The organism is Yersinia intermedia, assembly GCF_900635455.1.
Classification (GTDB): Bacteria; Pseudomonadota; Gammaproteobacteria; order Enterobacterales; family Enterobacteriaceae; genus Yersinia; species Yersinia intermedia.
Genome location: NZ_LR134116.1, coordinates 1,152,320 through 1,168,477, shown reverse-complemented (window position 1 = coordinate 1,168,477; position 16,158 = coordinate 1,152,320). Strand labels below are relative to the sequence as shown.

Sequence of the window (16,158 nt, the reverse complement as noted above, 5' to 3'; positions counted from 1 at the left end):
TATCCCGGTAAAAACAGCTTAATACCTATAATTATATTATGGCTATAGCTTATAGCCCTTGCTGAAACCCAATATTTTACTGATAACAATCAGTGATATAGATACAATAACGCCCTAACTTAGTCGGTTGATATATTTCTATTTTGCCAAACTGATTATTCATTCATTTTCGGAAAATGCTCATTTACCCGGTTGGGTAATAATCTAGAGTAGTAATGTGACTTTATAACACCAAGTGAAATATTCTCTTGGCGGACATATGGAGAATATTATGATTGACGAAGGAAAAATACTGAGCCGCCATGAGTTTAGAAAAAAAAACTCCCTAGCAACAATTGCCGCAATAATATTTATATTGGTATTTAGTTTTGTAATAATTACGCTATCAGTGACAACATCTGTTTTTTCAACCCCGTCGGTTCTTTCAATCTTATGTGTCACTATTGCAGCTATTTCGCTGAGTACCTTCCTGTATTTACGCTTATACAGTAATCCAATGTTTACCTACTTCCTTTATGAGAAAGGTGTCCGAGTTTTCAATCATCATAATGGAAATGTCTATTTTATTACGTTTAGTAAAATACAATACATTCATAAATACCATAGCGGAATAAACCCTAATGGTAAAATAAACACCATGGCATTTCGCACTTCAAAACTCCAACCATGGAATATTATAATCAATAATATAACCAATGCTTATCCTCTGATAAATACAATAATCCATCAGCAAGTCATGCATGTCGGGATAATCAGTTTGAATATGTTATCAAGAGGAAATACGATTGTATTTGATGTAATTAAAAAAAATGATAACTGGCTAAAATCACTCATATACAATGGTCTTTTAAATATCATCATGATAAAAAATGTTCCGATGGACACCACGCCACTGTCCCTTAGCGCACACTCATTAATTACAACGGAGGGTATTATCAGCATTGAAGATATTCTGCGTATCGAGACGTTACGTGAGAAACATCATGATAAAATCCGATTATTCGATGCCAAAGGTAACATGCTTTTCTCAGTAGATTACTCAGCGCTGGTCAGTGCCGACCTTTTTATTGCTTTAGTTGAGCACATGATACAAAACCGTATTCCAGCCTATCATGGGGAATAGGAAAGGGATAATTACTCTTACTGAATACGTATCGCTGTTGGTGGTAAACCGATCTGCAAAATAGTCGGTTGATAATCACTCTGCCCTTCAATTCTGCTGGCTAATGTTCTGGCTAGCAAGAAACCAAGCCCCGCCCCCAAAATAGCACCAAGAGCAGTAAAAGCATCGGTGATAAATAAAGTTTGGAACAAACCACCACCCGCGATTAATCCGGCTAAAGGCGTTAAATAAACCAGAGAAGCAGAACGTAATAAGCTGCCTTCGCTAATGCCAACTTCAACCTTTTGGCCTGGCTCAAGCGGTTGCGAGATGGCTATTTGCAATTGGTGTTCCGATTCCGGCCCCAGCTCATTTAATAAATGACTACCGCATCCAGTACGCGCATTACAGCTCCCACAGCCAGACTGTGGTTCACAACGCAGCAGTGCTACACCATCTTGCCACGAGATAACCGTAGCCCATTCTTTCATCATTTAGCTGATTCCAAAACGATACTATCAGCAATACGTTTCGCGGTTGAAGGCGGCAGTTCACCCACTATGGTGATTTCAATATTATTACGCGCTTCAGTATGCACAGTTCTCCGCCCCTGACGCAAAGATTGCTCTGAAGGCGCATCTTTACCCGCTGGGTTTATATTTACTGAAAAACTGAATAAGCCATCAGAATATAACCGTGATTCGGTTGGTGCATCCATATTTGGTAATGTACGGCGGCTACGTGAAACTTCGCTAACACCGTCCGGTAACCAACGAGGAACCCAGGTAAAGTCGACCTTAGTTTTAGCCGGTAACGCCAGCAGTGGCGGTAACGAGAGTTTAACCATGTCTTGCAGAATATCCTTGATAGGTTCACCGATGGCAAAAGAAATCACACGAAACTGCTCGAGTGTTTCACCATCACGATCTAACAGATCTACCCGCATCGGGAGTTTGCTCGTTTCATCCATCCAAATAATATAGCTGTATCGCGTGCTATCACGAGCTACCACCCGAATAACCTGAGATGGTCGGTCTGCAATGCGGGCACGACCAAGTGCAATATAGTTATAGTATTTTGACAATTTTTCAAAATCGGGGAATACAATAGATGGCAATGCATCAACTATATGCTCACCAGACAATGTGAAAGCGTCGAAACCGGGTTCGAAATAACTTATTTCATTACCGCGCTGTAAAATCTCAGTACGCGGGCCATCCATACGCAGTAATTGCGCAAATGTTTTTTTATCTAGAATGGCATGCCGGTAGCGGAGGGAATCAATCCCTTGCTTGTTAACATTAATATAGGATAGCTCATAGTTGAGCGACTGGCTGGCACTGCTCATATCCTGCAACATTGCTATCGGCGTCGTTTCCGCCGAAGCAATTGTTGGCATGAGCAGGCTGCCCGCCATTAAACAGACGGAAAACCAAAGTTGCTTCATTACTGCTGCTGCATTCCTAAGGACTGAGTTCCAGGGACCTGAATAGCGGCTTGCGTTGATGTTGAAGGCTGCTGCAACACATCCGTTTGTGGCAAGCGACGTTGCAACTCAAAATCTTGCAATTGAGTCATCATATTGACGCGCCGACGTTGCTCCTGAACCTGATGTTGTTGAGACGTTCCGAAAGAACCATCAGCAGGCACACCAAAACTTACTGGTGAGGCTTTGCCCATCATCGGTAAGGTATTAAATGCAGGTGATTCTGATTGCAAATTACCGGTTTCAGGTTGGTTATATTGTTGGACACCAACAATTACCGCTAAAGAAACACACGCGGCGACACCAACCTGAGTAATCTGACTTGCCCATGGGCGGATTTTTTGCCAGAAAGGCATTTTCTGCCAGACATGAGGTTGTGGCTGAGATTCGGGCACAGCAATAGGTACAAAGCGAGCTGGCTCGTTTTTGAGTGCCTCTGCGACGCGGCTGGCGATATCCAGATGCAAGACTTCACCAACATCCCCCCGCAGGGTATCACGGATTAAATGATAGCTCTGCCAGCTTTGCTGCAATGCTTTATCTCTTGATAAAGAACCAAGCAGCTCACTATCGAGAGTTTCTCCGTCCATCAGAGCGGAAAGCTTTTCATTCTGCATGCCAAATACCCTTTATGTGTCCGCTTATCGCTGAATTAGCGGCTGAACTTTGTTATCGATAGCCTCTCTGGCGCGGAAGATACGGGAACGAACAGTACCGACCGGACAGTCCATAATCACAGCTATCTCTTCATAGCTTAGACCATCTAACTCCCTGAGTGTAATCGCCATCCGCAGATCCTCAGGAAGTGACTCTATGGTTTTAAAAACTATCTGCCTCAATTCTTCAGACAACATTAAGTTCTCAGGGTTCGATATTTCTTTCAATGCACCTGCATTTTCGTAATTTTCAGCATCATTTGCATCTACATCACTGGATGGCGGACGCCGCCCCTGAGCAACTAAGTAATTTTTTGCTGTATTCACAGCAATACGGTAAAGCCATGTATAGAAAGCACTATCGCCACGGAAAGACTCCAGCGCACGATAAGCTTTAATAAAAGATTCCTGAACTACATCAGGGACATCGCCCTGAGGCACATAGCGGGATACGAGGCTCGCAACCTTATGCTGGTATCGAATTACCAGTAAATTGAACGATTGCTGATCACCTTTCTGGACCCGTTCAACCAGCATTTGATCCGTTAACTGCTCGCTCATCCGAGGTGAACTCTCCCGAAATCTATCCCCACGCTAAAAGTAGTACTGCCAGCCATATCTTTATTTTCCTGAGCAAGCACACGCTTGGAGTTTATAAAAATTGCAAAGTTCCATGTTGCCAGATTATTTGTCTGAATATTCTTTAGACATCTTATAGCCATAGCTTTTGCTCTGGCAGATAGGCTAACATGAATTTCACTCTTCTTCTGCACACATCATACGATATGCAATCATCATCTGAACACGTTAGCGATGTATTGATCATCGGGAGTGGCGCCGCCGGTTTGTCATTGGCTTTACGCCTGGCGCCACATTGTAAAGTAACTGTTCTGAGCAAAGGGCCACTTAATGAAGGGGCCACGTTTTATGCTCAGGGGGGCATTGCTGCCGTTTTTGATGAAACTGACAGCATTAGTTCACATGTCGATGACACCCTGATTGCTGGGGCCGGGCTTTGTGACAAAGACGCCGTAGAGTTTATTGCCAGTAACGCCCGTTCTTGCGTGCAATGGCTTATTGATCAAGGCGTTCTGTTCGATACCGAAACCAATGCCAGCGGCGTAGAACGTTATCACCTTACCCGTGAAGGCGGCCATAGCCATCGCCGTATACTGCATACTGCTGATGCTACAGGTAAAGAAGTAGAAACCACACTGGTAGGTAAAGCAAGGACCCACCCTAATATTTTAGTGAAAGAACGCTGCAATGCTGTCGATCTTATCACGTCCAACAAAATTGGTCTGACAGGCACTAAACGTGTGGTCGGCGCTTATATCTGGAACCGTGAGCTTGAGAAAGTTGAAACTTTTCGGGCTAAAGCCGTCGTTTTAGCTACCGGTGGTGCCGCCAAAGTTTACCAATATACCACCAACCCAGATATCTCCTCTGGCGATGGTATCGCCATGGCATGGCGTGCCGGATGCCGTGTTGCTAACTTAGAATTTAACCAATTTCATCCTACCTGCCTATTCCACCCGCAAGCGCGTAATTTTTTGCTGACCGAAGCATTACGTGGTGAAGGTGCTTACCTTAAGCGCCCTGATGGCAGCCGCTTTATGCTTGATTTCGACCCGCGTGGTGAACTGGCCCCGCGTGATATTGTCGCCCGCGCGATTGACCATGAAATGAAGCGCCTCGGTGCTGATTGCATGTATCTGGATATTAGCCATAAACCGACTGATTTCGTGATGCAGCACTTCCCAATGATCTATGAAAAGCTGTTGTCGCTGGGTATCGATCTGACTAAAGAAGCCATCCCTATCGTGCCTGCCGCCCACTATACCTGTGGCGGTGTAATGGTAGACCAACATGGGCGTACTGACCTCGATGGTTTATATGCGATTGGCGAAGTCAGCTATACCGGCTTGCATGGCGCTAACCGTATGGCTTCTAACTCTCTACTTGAGTGTCTGGTGTATGGCTGGTCTGCTGCTGAGGATATTCTTATGCGCTTACCACATGCCAAATTGGCGAAACATTTGCCTGATTGGGATGAAAGCCGTGTTGATAACTCTGATGAGCGTGTCGTCATTCAGCATAACTGGCATGAACTGCGTTTATTCATGTGGGATTACGTCGGTATTGTACGCACCACTAAACGCTTAGAACGCGCTTTACGTCGGATTAATACATTACAGCAGGAGATTGATGAGTATTATGCCAATTTCCGTATCTCCAATAATTTGCTGGAATTACGTAATCTGGTGCAAGTAGCCGAGTTAATCGTGCGCTGTGCCATGGCGCGTAAAGAGAGCCGTGGTTTGCATTATACGCTTGATTATCCTGATCAAATAGAGAACCCACAACCTACCATTCTCCACCCATAGTAGCGTTTCAGGGCGCGGTTCAATATCGCGCCCTGCTTATCTTGATTTATCACTACAATCATTTATCACTACAACTAATAGTTGAGATAAAACTCGCTGATCAACTGACAAAACTCAGCGGAATAGACCCCCTCAGATTGGCGCAAAGCCAAATGCTGATATTCTGTCTCTCCCGGCTGGCGCGATAACGTCAATAGCATTCGATTTAACGGCTTACCAGGGCGATCCCTGATGTCTACCTGGCAGCGCACATACCAATTTTGTTGAACAGCCCGGCGGGAAAGCTCAATTCCCAAGTCGTGAGGTAAAACCACACAAAACACACCGTTCTCTGTGATAAGCTTCTCTGCACAGTTTAATAAAGCATCATGCGTTAAGGAGCCGGTGTAACGCGCAGTATCACGGGCTTCATCCCGGCAAGCGACCGCCGGAGCGAAATAAGGTGGATTACTGACGATCAGATCGTATTGATGAGAGTGGTTTTCAGCAAACTGGTGCACATCCTGCTCATAGATACAAACCCGCTCAGCCCAGGGAGATAATGCTGCATTGCTGCTTGCCTGCCGCGCGGCTTCTGGCTCCAGTTCAACGCCATCAATCAATACCTCAGATGTTGAACGCTGAGCAATCATTAGAGCAATAAGCCCACTGCCACAACCGATATCCAACACTTTACGGGCTTTTTCTACCGGCACCCAAGCCCCAAGTAGAACACCGTCAGTACCGACTTTCATCGCACAACAGTCATGTGCCACAAAGAATTGTTTAAAAGTGAAACCACCACCACGCAACGCCGGTTTTTTTTTCAATTGATCGCCCACATTAGTCACCAGAATCCATAACCGGCGTAGCATAGGACAATATGATTGAAGGGAAAAGACATCATTACCGCTTAAACAGGTGAAGAATTCGGCTAACCCGTCTATAATCGGCGCCCCAAGTAGAGGAAGACCATGACTGTAACCAATTTTTCCGAACTCGATCTCGATGAACGCCTGATTGACGCATTGCGCGACAAAGGCTATGAGCGCCCTACAGCCATTCAAGCTGCGGCTATTCCGCCAGCTATGGATGGGCGCGATGTATTGGGTTCGGCTCCAACAGGTACTGGCAAAACTGCCGCCTTTTTGCTGCCCGCCTTGCAGCATTTGCTCGATTTCCCACGCAAAAAATCTGGCCCACCACGAATACTGATCCTGACGCCAACCCGTGAACTAGCTATGCAAGTTGCGGATCAAGCCCGTGAATTGGCCAAGCATACACAGTTGGATATCGCCACGATCACCGGCGGTGTGGCTTATATGAACCACGCGGAAGTGTTTAGTGAAAATCAGGATATTGTTGTTGCTACCACTGGCCGCTTGTTGCAATACATCAAAGAAGAGAACTTTGACTGCCGGGCAGTAGAAACCCTGATTCTGGATGAAGCCGACCGGATGCTGGATATGGGCTTTGCGCAGGACATTGAAACCATTGCCGCAGAAACCCGCTGGCGTAAACAAACCTTACTGTTCTCCGCCACCCTTGAAGGTGAAGCTATCCGTGAGTTTGCGGAACGCATCCTGAATGAGCCGGTAGAGTTGGAAGCCGATCCATCTCGTCGCGAACGTAAAAAAATTCAGCAATGGTACTATCGTGCAGACAATATAGAACACAAAACCGCGCTGCTAGTGCATCTGCTCAAGCAACCGGAAGTGCAGAAATCCATTATTTTCGTGCGCACCCGTGAAAAGGTACACCAACTGGTCAGTTGGTTACGTGAGGCCGGAATTAACGCCTGGTTCCTTGAAGGTGAAATGGTTCAAGCTAAGCGTACCGAAGCAGTTATTCGTTTAGGCGATGGCCGAGTTAACGTTCTGGTTGCCACTGATGTAGCTTCACGCGGCCTGGATATCGACGATATCAGCCACGTCTTCAACTTTGATCTGCCGCTGACGTCTGACGTCTACCTGCATCGAATTGGCCGTACTGGCCGTGCCGGGCGCAAAGGTGTTGCTATCTCATTAGTTGAAGCACATGACCATTTATTGCTGGGTAAAATTGGCCGTTATCTTAACGAGCCGCTGAAGCCACGGGTTATTGATGAATTGCGCCCGACCAGCAAGGCACCAAGCGAAAAAACCACCGGCAAGCCCTCTAAAAAGGTTTTAGCAAAGCGTAAAGAGCTAAAAGAAGCCAGCAAAGAGAAGGTCAAGGTTAAGGTCCGTCACCGCGATGCCAAAAATGTAGGTAAGCGGCGTAAGCCAAAGGAAAAACCAGATACCAAGAGTGCCGATTGATTTAGCATCCTTGCGAAAAAGCCGCTTATAACAGCGGCTTTTTTATTATCAGCACTATTGCGACAACCGCAGTGTGTTTCGCACCCAAGTCGCGTTTTAGCCTATCCGGCGAATATTCTGCTACTGCTGATAGACCTCAGCGAGTTTCTTCCCGCGCAGCCAGGTATTCAATTGCTGGTGTTTTTGCTGCATTTCAGCACTTTGAATATTCAAAGGCGTCATCGCAAAATATTGTTGAAAAGTTGCCCCCTGCTTGTTGCGTAATTCAGGGTCAGCTCCGGCTTTTAATAACCGTAATGCCAGGTCTGGCGCATTGGTTTTACCCGCTAAATGCAGGGGGGTATCCCCCATCCGATCAGCTATATTCGGATCAACCCCGGCAACCAGCAGCAGGATCACCTGAACCCCGCGCCCCGCCATAACAGCAGCGGCCAAAGGCGTCGCCAGTGTCACACTATTGCGCACATCAGGTTTCATGCTGCCTTCAAGTAAAATTTGCATGTAATGCGCATCTTGCACGCTGGCCGCCGTATGCCAGGCGGTATCACCCTGCATCCCCGACTGAAAAGGATCAGCATGTGCTTGCAGCAACGCGGCTAAACTTTCTGGCTGTTGGTTGAGAATAGCCCACTGCATCAGTGTTACTGACCGATCACCTTGCTGCTGTAACAACTTTTCATTTGCTAACTGATGGATCTGTTTCACATCTCCGCGAACAATCGCATCAGCGATCGGCATTATCGCCGGATCAGTAAAAGCTGTATTAATATCTGTCATCGCCTGCCCCTCAAAACTGATTAATGGCATCAAAACACCGTAGATGGCATAACGCAAATGGCGCTTAACCCTCATTGCCAGTGTCGATTCAGGCATACTGCCGCTCCCAAGGTTGTTGTTCACTCATTGAGCTGATCACTTTATCAATGCTATGTGCCGATAAGCCGCGTTCAAGGTGCTTATGTGGCAGCCAGTCATCCACTCCGGTGAGTTTGTCGCTATTTGCCAGCGTGATTTTATGGCCAATCGCATCAGGAATTAGCGAGGTCGATTCCTGAGCATCTGTCGGCAAATCATATTGTTCGCTATAGCACCTTACACCGCCGTTTCCTGCGAAAATGCGTGCTTGAGTCGGGTCCATGCCAAGGCGATTTATTGTGTAGTCTGAAACACCCGCGGCATTAAATGTCACCGCAAATGTTCCACTCGCTAATGCTGCGGTCGCCGCCAAACCGCCTCCCAATGAGTGCCCAGTGATCACCAGCGCATCACCAAATGCCATTTTTGCTGTTTTACCTAAAGCAACTGCTTGATTATACTGAACATCATCATAGCCAGTGGCTTGCCGGATGTTACTTAACCAATCACTGAAATCATTGGTACCCGCAAAGGATAAAACATACTGCTGACTATCACGGTAAACTCCAGCCTGAAAGCCTGAAGCACTATCAAATAAACTTGCCGGATCTATTCCCGCAGTGAGTAACTCACCATCACTCAAACGTGTAAACCCGCCGATGCTCCCGACAGCAGGAGCGTAAACATCTTTAGCAAGTAATGCTAATGAATAGTCCCCTTGCTGTGATCCTTGTCCACTAGATATCGCAACACGCTCACTCCCTATGGTGGATCCATCACTTCGTGGCAAGCTAACGTTAGCCTGCATACTGTAACAAAGCTCATTACCGGCCAACGTTGCTGCTGTAAAATGAGTTGTTTGCGCCACTGAAGGCTTGTCTGCGGTGGTAGCATCGCTCCCGACCAGTTCCGATGGATTCACTTGACTCATTAAGCCTGCTAATGCAGTAGGCCCAATCAAACTGACAGATCCACTCATGCCAACTCCTTGTCGAAAGATAATCCAGATAGTTATTTCGGCGTTATGAGTTTATCTATCGACACATCGGATGAGTTCTTAAATGGAAATGGTAAGATTTATTTATAAATACAGAGAAGTGTGATCGTTATCAAATTTATCGACCAATAAATAGCAGATATGAAAAAGGGAGCCGAAGCTCCCTTAAGATTTTTGAATGACTTAAACGTTATGGCAAAAATTACAGACTTTCAGTGAAAGTACGGGTAATCACATCACGTTGTTGTTCTGGTGTCAGTGAGTTAAAACGCACTGCATAGCCAGAAACACGAATCGTCAACTGAGGATATTTTTCTGGATTTTTCACTGCATCTTCCAGTGTTTCGCGGCGCAGAACGTTAACGTTCAAATGCTGACCACCTTCAACACGCACTGTAGGCTGCACTTCCAGTGGAACTTCGCGATATTCGATCTGGCCTAACTCACTGGCAGGAACTATCTGATCTTCGGCATAACCGGCTTTAGCGCAAACGCAGCGCAGTTCAGATTTTTCATCATCCAACAGCCAAAAAGAGTTCAGCAAGGCTTCATTGTTAGCTTTAGTAATTTGAATACCAGTAATCATTTGGTGCCTCCATAATGCGGATATAAATTCCAAGGGGGAGAAACTATCTTGGTTATTTGGTAAAACCATTGTTGTCTTATTGTTCTGTATACCAGCCAGACAGCCGCAATTCTTTGACTTAAATCAATCTTTCAGCCACACCAGCAACGGCTCAATCAGCAAATTTATGTTTTATATCAATTTTATCAAAAGCACTGACAGCAATTATTTTTGTAAATTTTCAACATTTTTTGCATAAAGAGGTCAAAAAAGCATCATCACGTCACAGAGTCAGGTTTAACGGTTTCACTCACCGGTTTGAACCGGTAAGCTAACGCACATCAATACTTTACAGAAACCAAGGAGAGTGTTTATGTCTGCCTCCCTTACCTGGCACGATGTGATCGGCCTGGAAAAAGAACAGCCTTACTTCAAAGATACACTGGCCTATGTGGCAGCAGCGCGCAGTGCGGGCAAGACTATCTATCCTGCACAAAAAGATGTCTTTAACGCCTTCCGCCTGACCGAACTGGATCAGGTTAAAGTGGTTATTTTGGGGCAAGACCCCTACCACGGCCCCAATCAGGCACATGGATTATCATTTTCTGTGTTACCTGGCGTGCCGGCTCCCCCCTCTTTGGTGAACATGTACAAAGAGTTGGCTACTGATATCCCCGGTTTTGAACGCCCTAACCATGGTTTCTTGCAAAGCTGGGCTGAACAAGGGGTATTACTGCTTAACACGGTGCTAACCGTTGAAGCAGGTAATGCACACTCACATGCTAACCTTGGTTGGGAAACCTTCACTGATAAAGTCATTGCAGCACTGAATGAGCATCGTGATGGAGTGATTTTTCTGTTGTGGGGGGCACATGCTCAGAAGAAGGGCCGAATCATTGATACCCGACGCCACTTTATTTTAAAAGCACCACACCCATCACCGCTGTCTGCCCATCGTGGTTTTCTTGGTTGCAAGCACTTTTCACAAGCAAATCAGTTACTAAAACAACAGGGTCAACAGCCTATTGATTGGCAACCAAAACTACCAACAGCAGAATAAACTACCAAGGTAGTTAAATAAAAAAAGGCACCCGAAGGTGCCTTTTTCACGTCAAAACACCTTAAGCTTTCGCTTTAGATACCGCAACCATCGCAGGGCGTAGCAGACGACCATTCAGCGTGTAACCTTTTTGCATCACCATCATCACATGATTTGGTTCATGATCAGCAGATTCAAGCATCGTCATTGCCTGATGAACATCAGGATTAAACGGCACATGGGTATCAGCAACAACTTCAATGCCGAATTTACCTACTGCATCAAGCAGTGATTTCAGCGTCAACTCGACGCCTTCAATCATCGAAGTCAGTTCGGCATTGGTTTTATCAGCAGTATCCAGTGCACGTTCCAGATTATCGATCACTGGCAATAATTCAGATGAAAATCTTTCCAGTGCAAACTTATGCGCTTTTTCAACATCCAATTCAGTACGACGACGGATATTCTCAACTTCAGCCTTAGCGCGTAGCAAGCTTTCGCGCTCACGCTGTACGGCTGCAGCCAACTGCGCTTCAAGCTCGGCAACACGCGGATCTACACCTTCACCCGTCTCTTGTGTCGCTTCCACTTGCTGCTCTGCTGCATTTTCCATTTCTTCCGAGACTTGCTCGTTTGGTGTTTTCTGTTCTTTACTACTCATGGATATCTCCGCGTTTTAGCATTAATCTCGCTACTTGGCTTATTATGGGGATCAAAACCGGGGATTCAAGGGAACCGGTCATAATGTGGGGTAAAAGACGCCCCCAGTAAGGAAAATCACGGCAATGAATAATAAAAGATTCAATTGTATTGGTATTGTCGGTCACCCACGGCACCCGGCTGCACTTGCCACCCATGAGATGCTCTACCACTGGTTGAACTCCAGAGGTTATGCCGTGATGGTTGAACAGCAGATCGCCAAAGATCTTAATTTAACCGATGCCGTTACCGGCAGTCTGGCTGATATTGGCCAAAAAGCTGATTTAGCCGTGGTGGTCGGAGGCGATGGCAACATGCTCGGTGCCGCACGAGTACTCGCTCGCTATGATATCAAAGTCATCGGTGTCAACCGAGGCAATCTGGGCTTTCTAACTGATTTAGACCCAGATAACGCCCAACAACAACTTTCAGATGTATTGGAAGGTGAATACCTAAGCGAACAACGCTTCTTACTGGAAGCACAAGTGACCCGCACCAATCAACAAAGCCGCATCAGCACAGCAATCAATGAAGTGGTTTTGCATCCGGGTAAGGTGGCACATATGATTGAATTCGAAGTGTATATCGATAACCGCTTCGCGTTCTCTCAGCGTTCAGACGGCCTGATCATTGCCACCCCCACCGGCTCGACGGCTTATTCGCTCTCGGCAGGTGGCCCAATCCTCACCCCCACACTGGACGCCATCGTATTGGTCCCGATGTTCCCCCACACTCTAACCGCCAGACCCTTGGTTATTAATAGTAGCAGCACCATCCGATTGAAGTTTTCGCAAATCACCAGCGACCTGGAAATAAGCTGTGATAGCCAGATAGCGCTACCGATTCAAGAAGGTGAAGAAGTATTAATTCGCCGTAGTGATTTCCACCTCAATCTTATTCATCCAAAGGACTACAGTTATTTCAATACGTTAAGCACAAAATTGGGTTGGTCGAAAAAATTATTCTAAAAAACACCGCAAGGACTTTACTGTATATAAAACCAGTTTATACTGTATTCAAATACAGCCATGTGTTTATGTACAGGAGATTTACCATGCTGGCCCAATTAACCATCAGTAATTTTGCAATTGTGCGTGAGTTAGAAATTGATTTTCAACCCGGAATGACAGCAATTACTGGCGAAACAGGGGCAGGTAAATCTATCGCCATAGATGCATTGGGGCTATGCCTTGGTAGCCGCTCAGATGGCAGTATGGTGCGTTTAGGTGCAACGCGTGCCGATATTTGTGCTCGCTTTTCACTGGCAGACACCCCATCGGCCCGCCAATGGTTGGAACATAACCATCTTGATGACAGCAATGAGTGCCTACTGCGGCGAGCTATTGGAACCGATGGCCGCTCAAGAGGCTTTATTAATGGTACAGCAGTCCCGCTGTCACAACTGCGGGAGTTAGGCCAGCATCTCATCCAGATTCACGGCCAACATGCCCATCAGTTGCTATTAAGAGCAGATCATCAAAAACAGTTATTAGATGCCTACGCAGACCAACCTGCTCTGCTAAGCGAAATGAAAGCAGCCTATCAAATCTGGCACCAAAGCTGCCGGGCGCTGGCACTTCATCAACAGCAATCGCTGGAACGTAACGCTCGAAAGGAATTATTGCAATATCAGTTGAAAGAGCTAAATTCATTTGCCCCACAAGCGGGGGAATATGAACAAATTGATATCGAATATAAACGCCTGGCCAACAGTGGGCAATTGCTGTCACTCAGCCAACAGACCTTACAATTACTGTCAGATGATGAACAGAATAACATTCTCAGCCAACTCTACTCCGCCAAACATCAGTTAACTGAACTGGCTAGTATGGATGAGCAATTTAATAACCTTTTGAATATGCTAGAAGAGGCTTCTATTCAAATTAGTGAAGCCAGCGATGAATTGCGCCACTATGCAGAACAATTTGATATGGACCCTAACCGCTTGTATGAACTGGAGCAACGGTTATCTCGTCAATTAAATCTGGCCCGTAAACACCATGTAACGCCGGAAGAATTACCGTTGTTTTATCAGCAGTTGCTGGATGAGCAAGAACAGCTATCACGCCAAGAAAACGATCATGAGCAACTCAGCCATGCAGTAAATACTCACTATCAACATGCTTTAGAGATAGCTAAGCGGTTGCACCACGAGCGCCAGCATTATGCTGATGAATTGGCCGCGCTAATTACCGAAAGTATGCATGAATTATCAATGCCACATGGTCGATTCACGATTGATACCCATTTTGAGCCAGAGCACCTCAGTGCTGAAGGGGCGACCCGCATTGAGTTCTGCGTCACTACCAACCCTGGTCAACCGCTGCAAGCGCTGGCTAAAGTGGCCTCCGGTGGTGAACTGTCTCGCATCGCATTGGCGATTCAGGTGATTACAGCGCGTAAAATGGACACTCCGGCGCTTATCTTCGATGAAGTAGATGTTGGTATCAGTGGGCCAACGGCAGCCATAGTAGGCCGCCTGTTGCGTCAGCTTGGTGAATCGACTCAAGTTATGTGTGTCACTCACCTTCCGCAGGTTGCGGGTTGTGGTCATCAACATTTCTTTGTGAGCAAACAAACCGATGGCACAGAAACCGAAACCCATATGCATCGGTTAGATAAAAAAGCCCGCTTGCAAGAGTTGGCGCGCCTTCTGGGTGGCAGTGAAGTGACGAAAAACACCTTGGCAAATGCAAAAGAATTGCTCGCAGCGTAGAAAAGATTAACTTTTTTCCTTTCCAGAGGTCATACAGGTGCCCTGTAAAGGTTTCCAACTGCTGCAAGGTCTATTATCATCGTCATCCTACGCCCTAAAGGAATGTGATTACTATGCGCTGTAAAATGCTGACTGCCGCCGCTGTGATGCTTGCAATGCTTACTGCGGGTTGTTCAACGCTGGAGAAGGTGGTCTACCGGCCTGATATTAATCAGGGTAACTATTTATCACCTAATGACGCGTCCAAAATTCATAAAGGTATGACCCAGCAACAAGTGGCATATACCTTAGGTACACCAATGCTACAGGACCCGTTTGGCACTAAAACCTGGTTCTATGTGTTCCGCCAACAACCTGGCCACGAGAAAGTAACACAACAGACGTTGACGTTGACCTTTGATAGCAGCGGTGTGCTGACTGATATCAAAAACGAACCAACATTAGCAGGAAATTAATTTATCCGAAGATTGCAGAGCAGATGAAGGGAACGAATACTGATTATGGTTTTAGGCAACAAGCCGCCTAATACTTATGCAACCATAGGATAGCGTGCGCTTTTTCTTCGATAGCAGTTCAGGGCTACAATAAAAATAAGGCACAGACAGTGCCTTATTTTTTTGCCTGTTCGGCGCGTTGCCGGCGTAACTCTTTAGGGTCTGCACTCAGAGGGCGATAAATCTCAACACGATCGCCCGTGTTAAGCTTATCGCCCAGTTTTACCGGGCGGCTGTAAACACCCACTTTATTTTTTGTCAGATCAATATCTGACCGTAACTCAAGTAAACCCGACGCTTTAATAGCATCCTCAACAGTACTGCCCGCCTCAAGTGAAACAGTGCGCAAATATTGGCGTTCAGGCAAGGCATAAACCACCTCAACGCGAATCTCAGACACTGTATACCTCTTTAGCGCGTTGAGTGAATGCCTGCACCATATTCCCAGCTAATTCTTTGAATATTTTACCAAAAGCTAATTCAATCAGCTTATTGGTAAATTCAAAATCAAGGTGGAGCTCAACTTTACAAGCATCTGCACTTAATGGGGTAAAATGCCATCCACCCATTAATTTCCGAAACGGCCCATCAACCAGTTGCATATTAATGCTCTGGTTATCCGTCAATGTATTGCGTGTAGTAAATGTTTTACTGATACCTGCCTTGGCGACATCAACTGCGGCCGTCATTTCATTTTCAGTAACATCAAGCACCCGGCTACCGGTGCAACCGGGCAGAAACTCTGGATAAGAGCGAACATCATTAACCAGTTGATACATCTGTTCTACGCTAAACGGAACCAACGCAGAGCGGCTAATCTGTGGCATAACATTTCCTGTGAGACATAAAACGCGCTGATAATAGCATTTATCTACCGTCAGAC

At 46.1% G+C, this 16,158-nt stretch carries 18 protein-coding genes; 7 read left to right on the top strand and 11 right to left on the bottom strand.

From position 1 onward, the window contains the following. Positions 1 to 271 precede the first annotated feature (271 nt). The gene (locus EL015_RS05505; RefSeq protein WP_032906993.1) at positions 272 to 1,123 is read left to right on the top strand and encodes a hypothetical protein; all 852 of its coding nucleotides are present in this window, start codon (positions 272 to 274) and stop codon (positions 1,121 to 1,123) included. Between the two features lie 17 nt (positions 1,124 to 1,140). Here EL015_RS05505 and rseC read toward each other — a convergent pair whose 3' ends face one another. From rseC to rpoE, 4 genes are read right to left on the bottom strand one after another with little or no spacing between them, the layout of a single operon-like run. After that, positions 1,141 to 1,596 (bottom strand): SoxR-reducing system protein RseC, encoded by a 456-nt coding sequence (gene rseC / locus EL015_RS05500; protein WP_032906995.1) that lies wholly within the window; start codon positions 1,594 to 1,596, stop codon positions 1,141 to 1,143. Further along, positions 1,593 to 2,549, bottom strand: coding sequence for a sigma-E factor regulatory protein RseB (rseB, locus tag EL015_RS05495; RefSeq protein WP_005188643.1), 957 nt, complete (start codon positions 2,547 to 2,549; stop codon positions 1,593 to 1,595). Before rseB ends, rseC begins: the two co-directional genes overlap by 4 nt. Continuing rightward, positions 2,549 to 3,205 carry an anti-sigma-E factor RseA gene (rseA, locus tag EL015_RS05490; RefSeq protein WP_032906996.1) on the bottom strand — a complete coding sequence of 219 codons (657 nt, stop codon included), beginning with the start codon at positions 3,203 to 3,205 and terminating at the stop codon, positions 2,549 to 2,551. The genes rseB and rseA overlap by 1 nt, the downstream gene beginning before the upstream one ends. A 24-nt stretch (positions 3,206 to 3,229) precedes the next feature. Then, on the bottom strand, positions 3,230 to 3,805 hold the full coding sequence (rpoE, locus tag EL015_RS05485; protein ID WP_005159396.1) for an RNA polymerase sigma factor RpoE: 576 nt from the start codon (positions 3,803 to 3,805) through the stop codon (positions 3,230 to 3,232). Between the two features lie 224 nt (positions 3,806 to 4,029). On the opposite strand from rpoE, the gene nadB reads away from it, so the two are divergent. Beyond that, the gene (nadB, locus tag EL015_RS05480) at positions 4,030 to 5,631 is read left to right on the top strand and encodes an L-aspartate oxidase (protein WP_005188647.1); all 1,602 of its coding nucleotides are present in this window, start codon (positions 4,030 to 4,032) and stop codon (positions 5,629 to 5,631) included. A gap of 74 nt (positions 5,632 to 5,705) precedes the next feature. Here nadB and trmN read toward each other — a convergent pair whose 3' ends face one another. Beyond that, positions 5,706 to 6,452 carry a tRNA(1)(Val) (adenine(37)-N(6))-methyltransferase TrmN gene (gene trmN, locus EL015_RS05475; protein ID WP_032907020.1) on the bottom strand — a complete coding sequence of 249 codons (747 nt, stop codon included), beginning with the start codon at positions 6,450 to 6,452 and terminating at the stop codon, positions 5,706 to 5,708. Positions 6,453 to 6,584: 132 nt separating this feature from the next. Here trmN and srmB point away from each other — a divergent pair, with 132 nt between their 5' ends. After that, complete coding sequence (srmB, locus tag EL015_RS05470; RefSeq protein WP_005188653.1) at positions 6,585 to 7,910, top strand: ATP-dependent RNA helicase SrmB; 1,326 nt, start codon at positions 6,585 to 6,587, stop codon at positions 7,908 to 7,910. Between the two features lie 120 nt (positions 7,911 to 8,030). Here srmB and EL015_RS05465 read toward each other — a convergent pair whose 3' ends face one another. From EL015_RS05465 to grcA, 3 genes are all read right to left on the bottom strand, one after another. Continuing rightward, the gene (locus EL015_RS05465; RefSeq protein ID WP_032907021.1) at positions 8,031 to 8,687 is read right to left on the bottom strand and encodes an ankyrin repeat domain-containing protein; all 657 of its coding nucleotides are present in this window, start codon (positions 8,685 to 8,687) and stop codon (positions 8,031 to 8,033) included. An 88-nt stretch (positions 8,688 to 8,775) separates the two neighbouring features. After that, entirely contained in the window at positions 8,776 to 9,744 is a 969-nt protein-coding gene (locus EL015_RS05460; RefSeq protein WP_005188658.1) for a Tle-like phospholipase domain-containing protein, read from the bottom strand. A 220-nt stretch (positions 9,745 to 9,964) separates the two neighbouring features. Continuing rightward, complete coding sequence (grcA, locus tag EL015_RS05455; RefSeq protein WP_005188661.1) at positions 9,965 to 10,348, bottom strand: autonomous glycyl radical cofactor GrcA; 384 nt, start codon at positions 10,346 to 10,348, stop codon at positions 9,965 to 9,967. A 352-nt stretch (positions 10,349 to 10,700) separates the two neighbouring features. Here grcA and ung point away from each other — a divergent pair, with 352 nt between their 5' ends. Then, on the top strand, positions 10,701 to 11,387 hold the full coding sequence (gene ung / locus EL015_RS05450) for a uracil-DNA glycosylase (protein ID WP_032906999.1): 687 nt from the start codon (positions 10,701 to 10,703) through the stop codon (positions 11,385 to 11,387). Between the two features lie 61 nt (positions 11,388 to 11,448). Here the strand turns inward: ung and grpE are convergent, their stop codons facing one another. After that, positions 11,449 to 12,027 (bottom strand): nucleotide exchange factor GrpE, encoded by a 579-nt coding sequence (gene grpE / locus EL015_RS05445; protein WP_005188665.1) that lies wholly within the window; start codon positions 12,025 to 12,027, stop codon positions 11,449 to 11,451. 124 nt (positions 12,028 to 12,151) lie between these two features. Between grpE and nadK the strand changes: the two genes are divergently transcribed. The 3 genes from nadK to bamE all read left to right on the top strand — a co-directional run bounded on the left by nadK (position 12,152) and on the right by bamE (position 15,236). Next, positions 12,152 to 13,033, top strand: coding sequence for an NAD(+) kinase (gene nadK, locus EL015_RS05435; RefSeq protein WP_005188668.1), 882 nt, complete (start codon positions 12,152 to 12,154; stop codon positions 13,031 to 13,033). 86 nt (positions 13,034 to 13,119) lie between these two features. After that, positions 13,120 to 14,781 (top strand): DNA repair protein RecN, encoded by a 1,662-nt coding sequence (recN, locus tag EL015_RS05430; protein ID WP_005188670.1) that lies wholly within the window; start codon positions 13,120 to 13,122, stop codon positions 14,779 to 14,781. A gap of 113 nt (positions 14,782 to 14,894) precedes the next feature. Beyond that, a complete protein-coding gene (gene bamE, locus EL015_RS05425) occupies positions 14,895 to 15,236 on the top strand; it encodes an outer membrane protein assembly factor BamE (RefSeq protein ID WP_019212230.1) in 342 nt (113 codons plus the stop codon). A 154-nt stretch (positions 15,237 to 15,390) separates the two neighbouring features. Here the strand turns inward: bamE and EL015_RS05420 are convergent, their stop codons facing one another. Continuing rightward, positions 15,391 to 15,675, bottom strand: a complete 285-nt coding sequence (locus EL015_RS05420; protein WP_032907001.1) for an RnfH family protein — start codon at positions 15,673 to 15,675, stop codon at positions 15,391 to 15,393. Beyond that, positions 15,668 to 16,102, bottom strand: coding sequence for a type II toxin-antitoxin system RatA family toxin (locus tag EL015_RS05415; protein ID WP_005188672.1), 435 nt, complete (start codon positions 16,100 to 16,102; stop codon positions 15,668 to 15,670). The genes EL015_RS05420 and EL015_RS05415 overlap by 8 nt, the downstream gene beginning before the upstream one ends. Between the last annotated feature and the right edge of the window lie 56 nt (positions 16,103 to 16,158).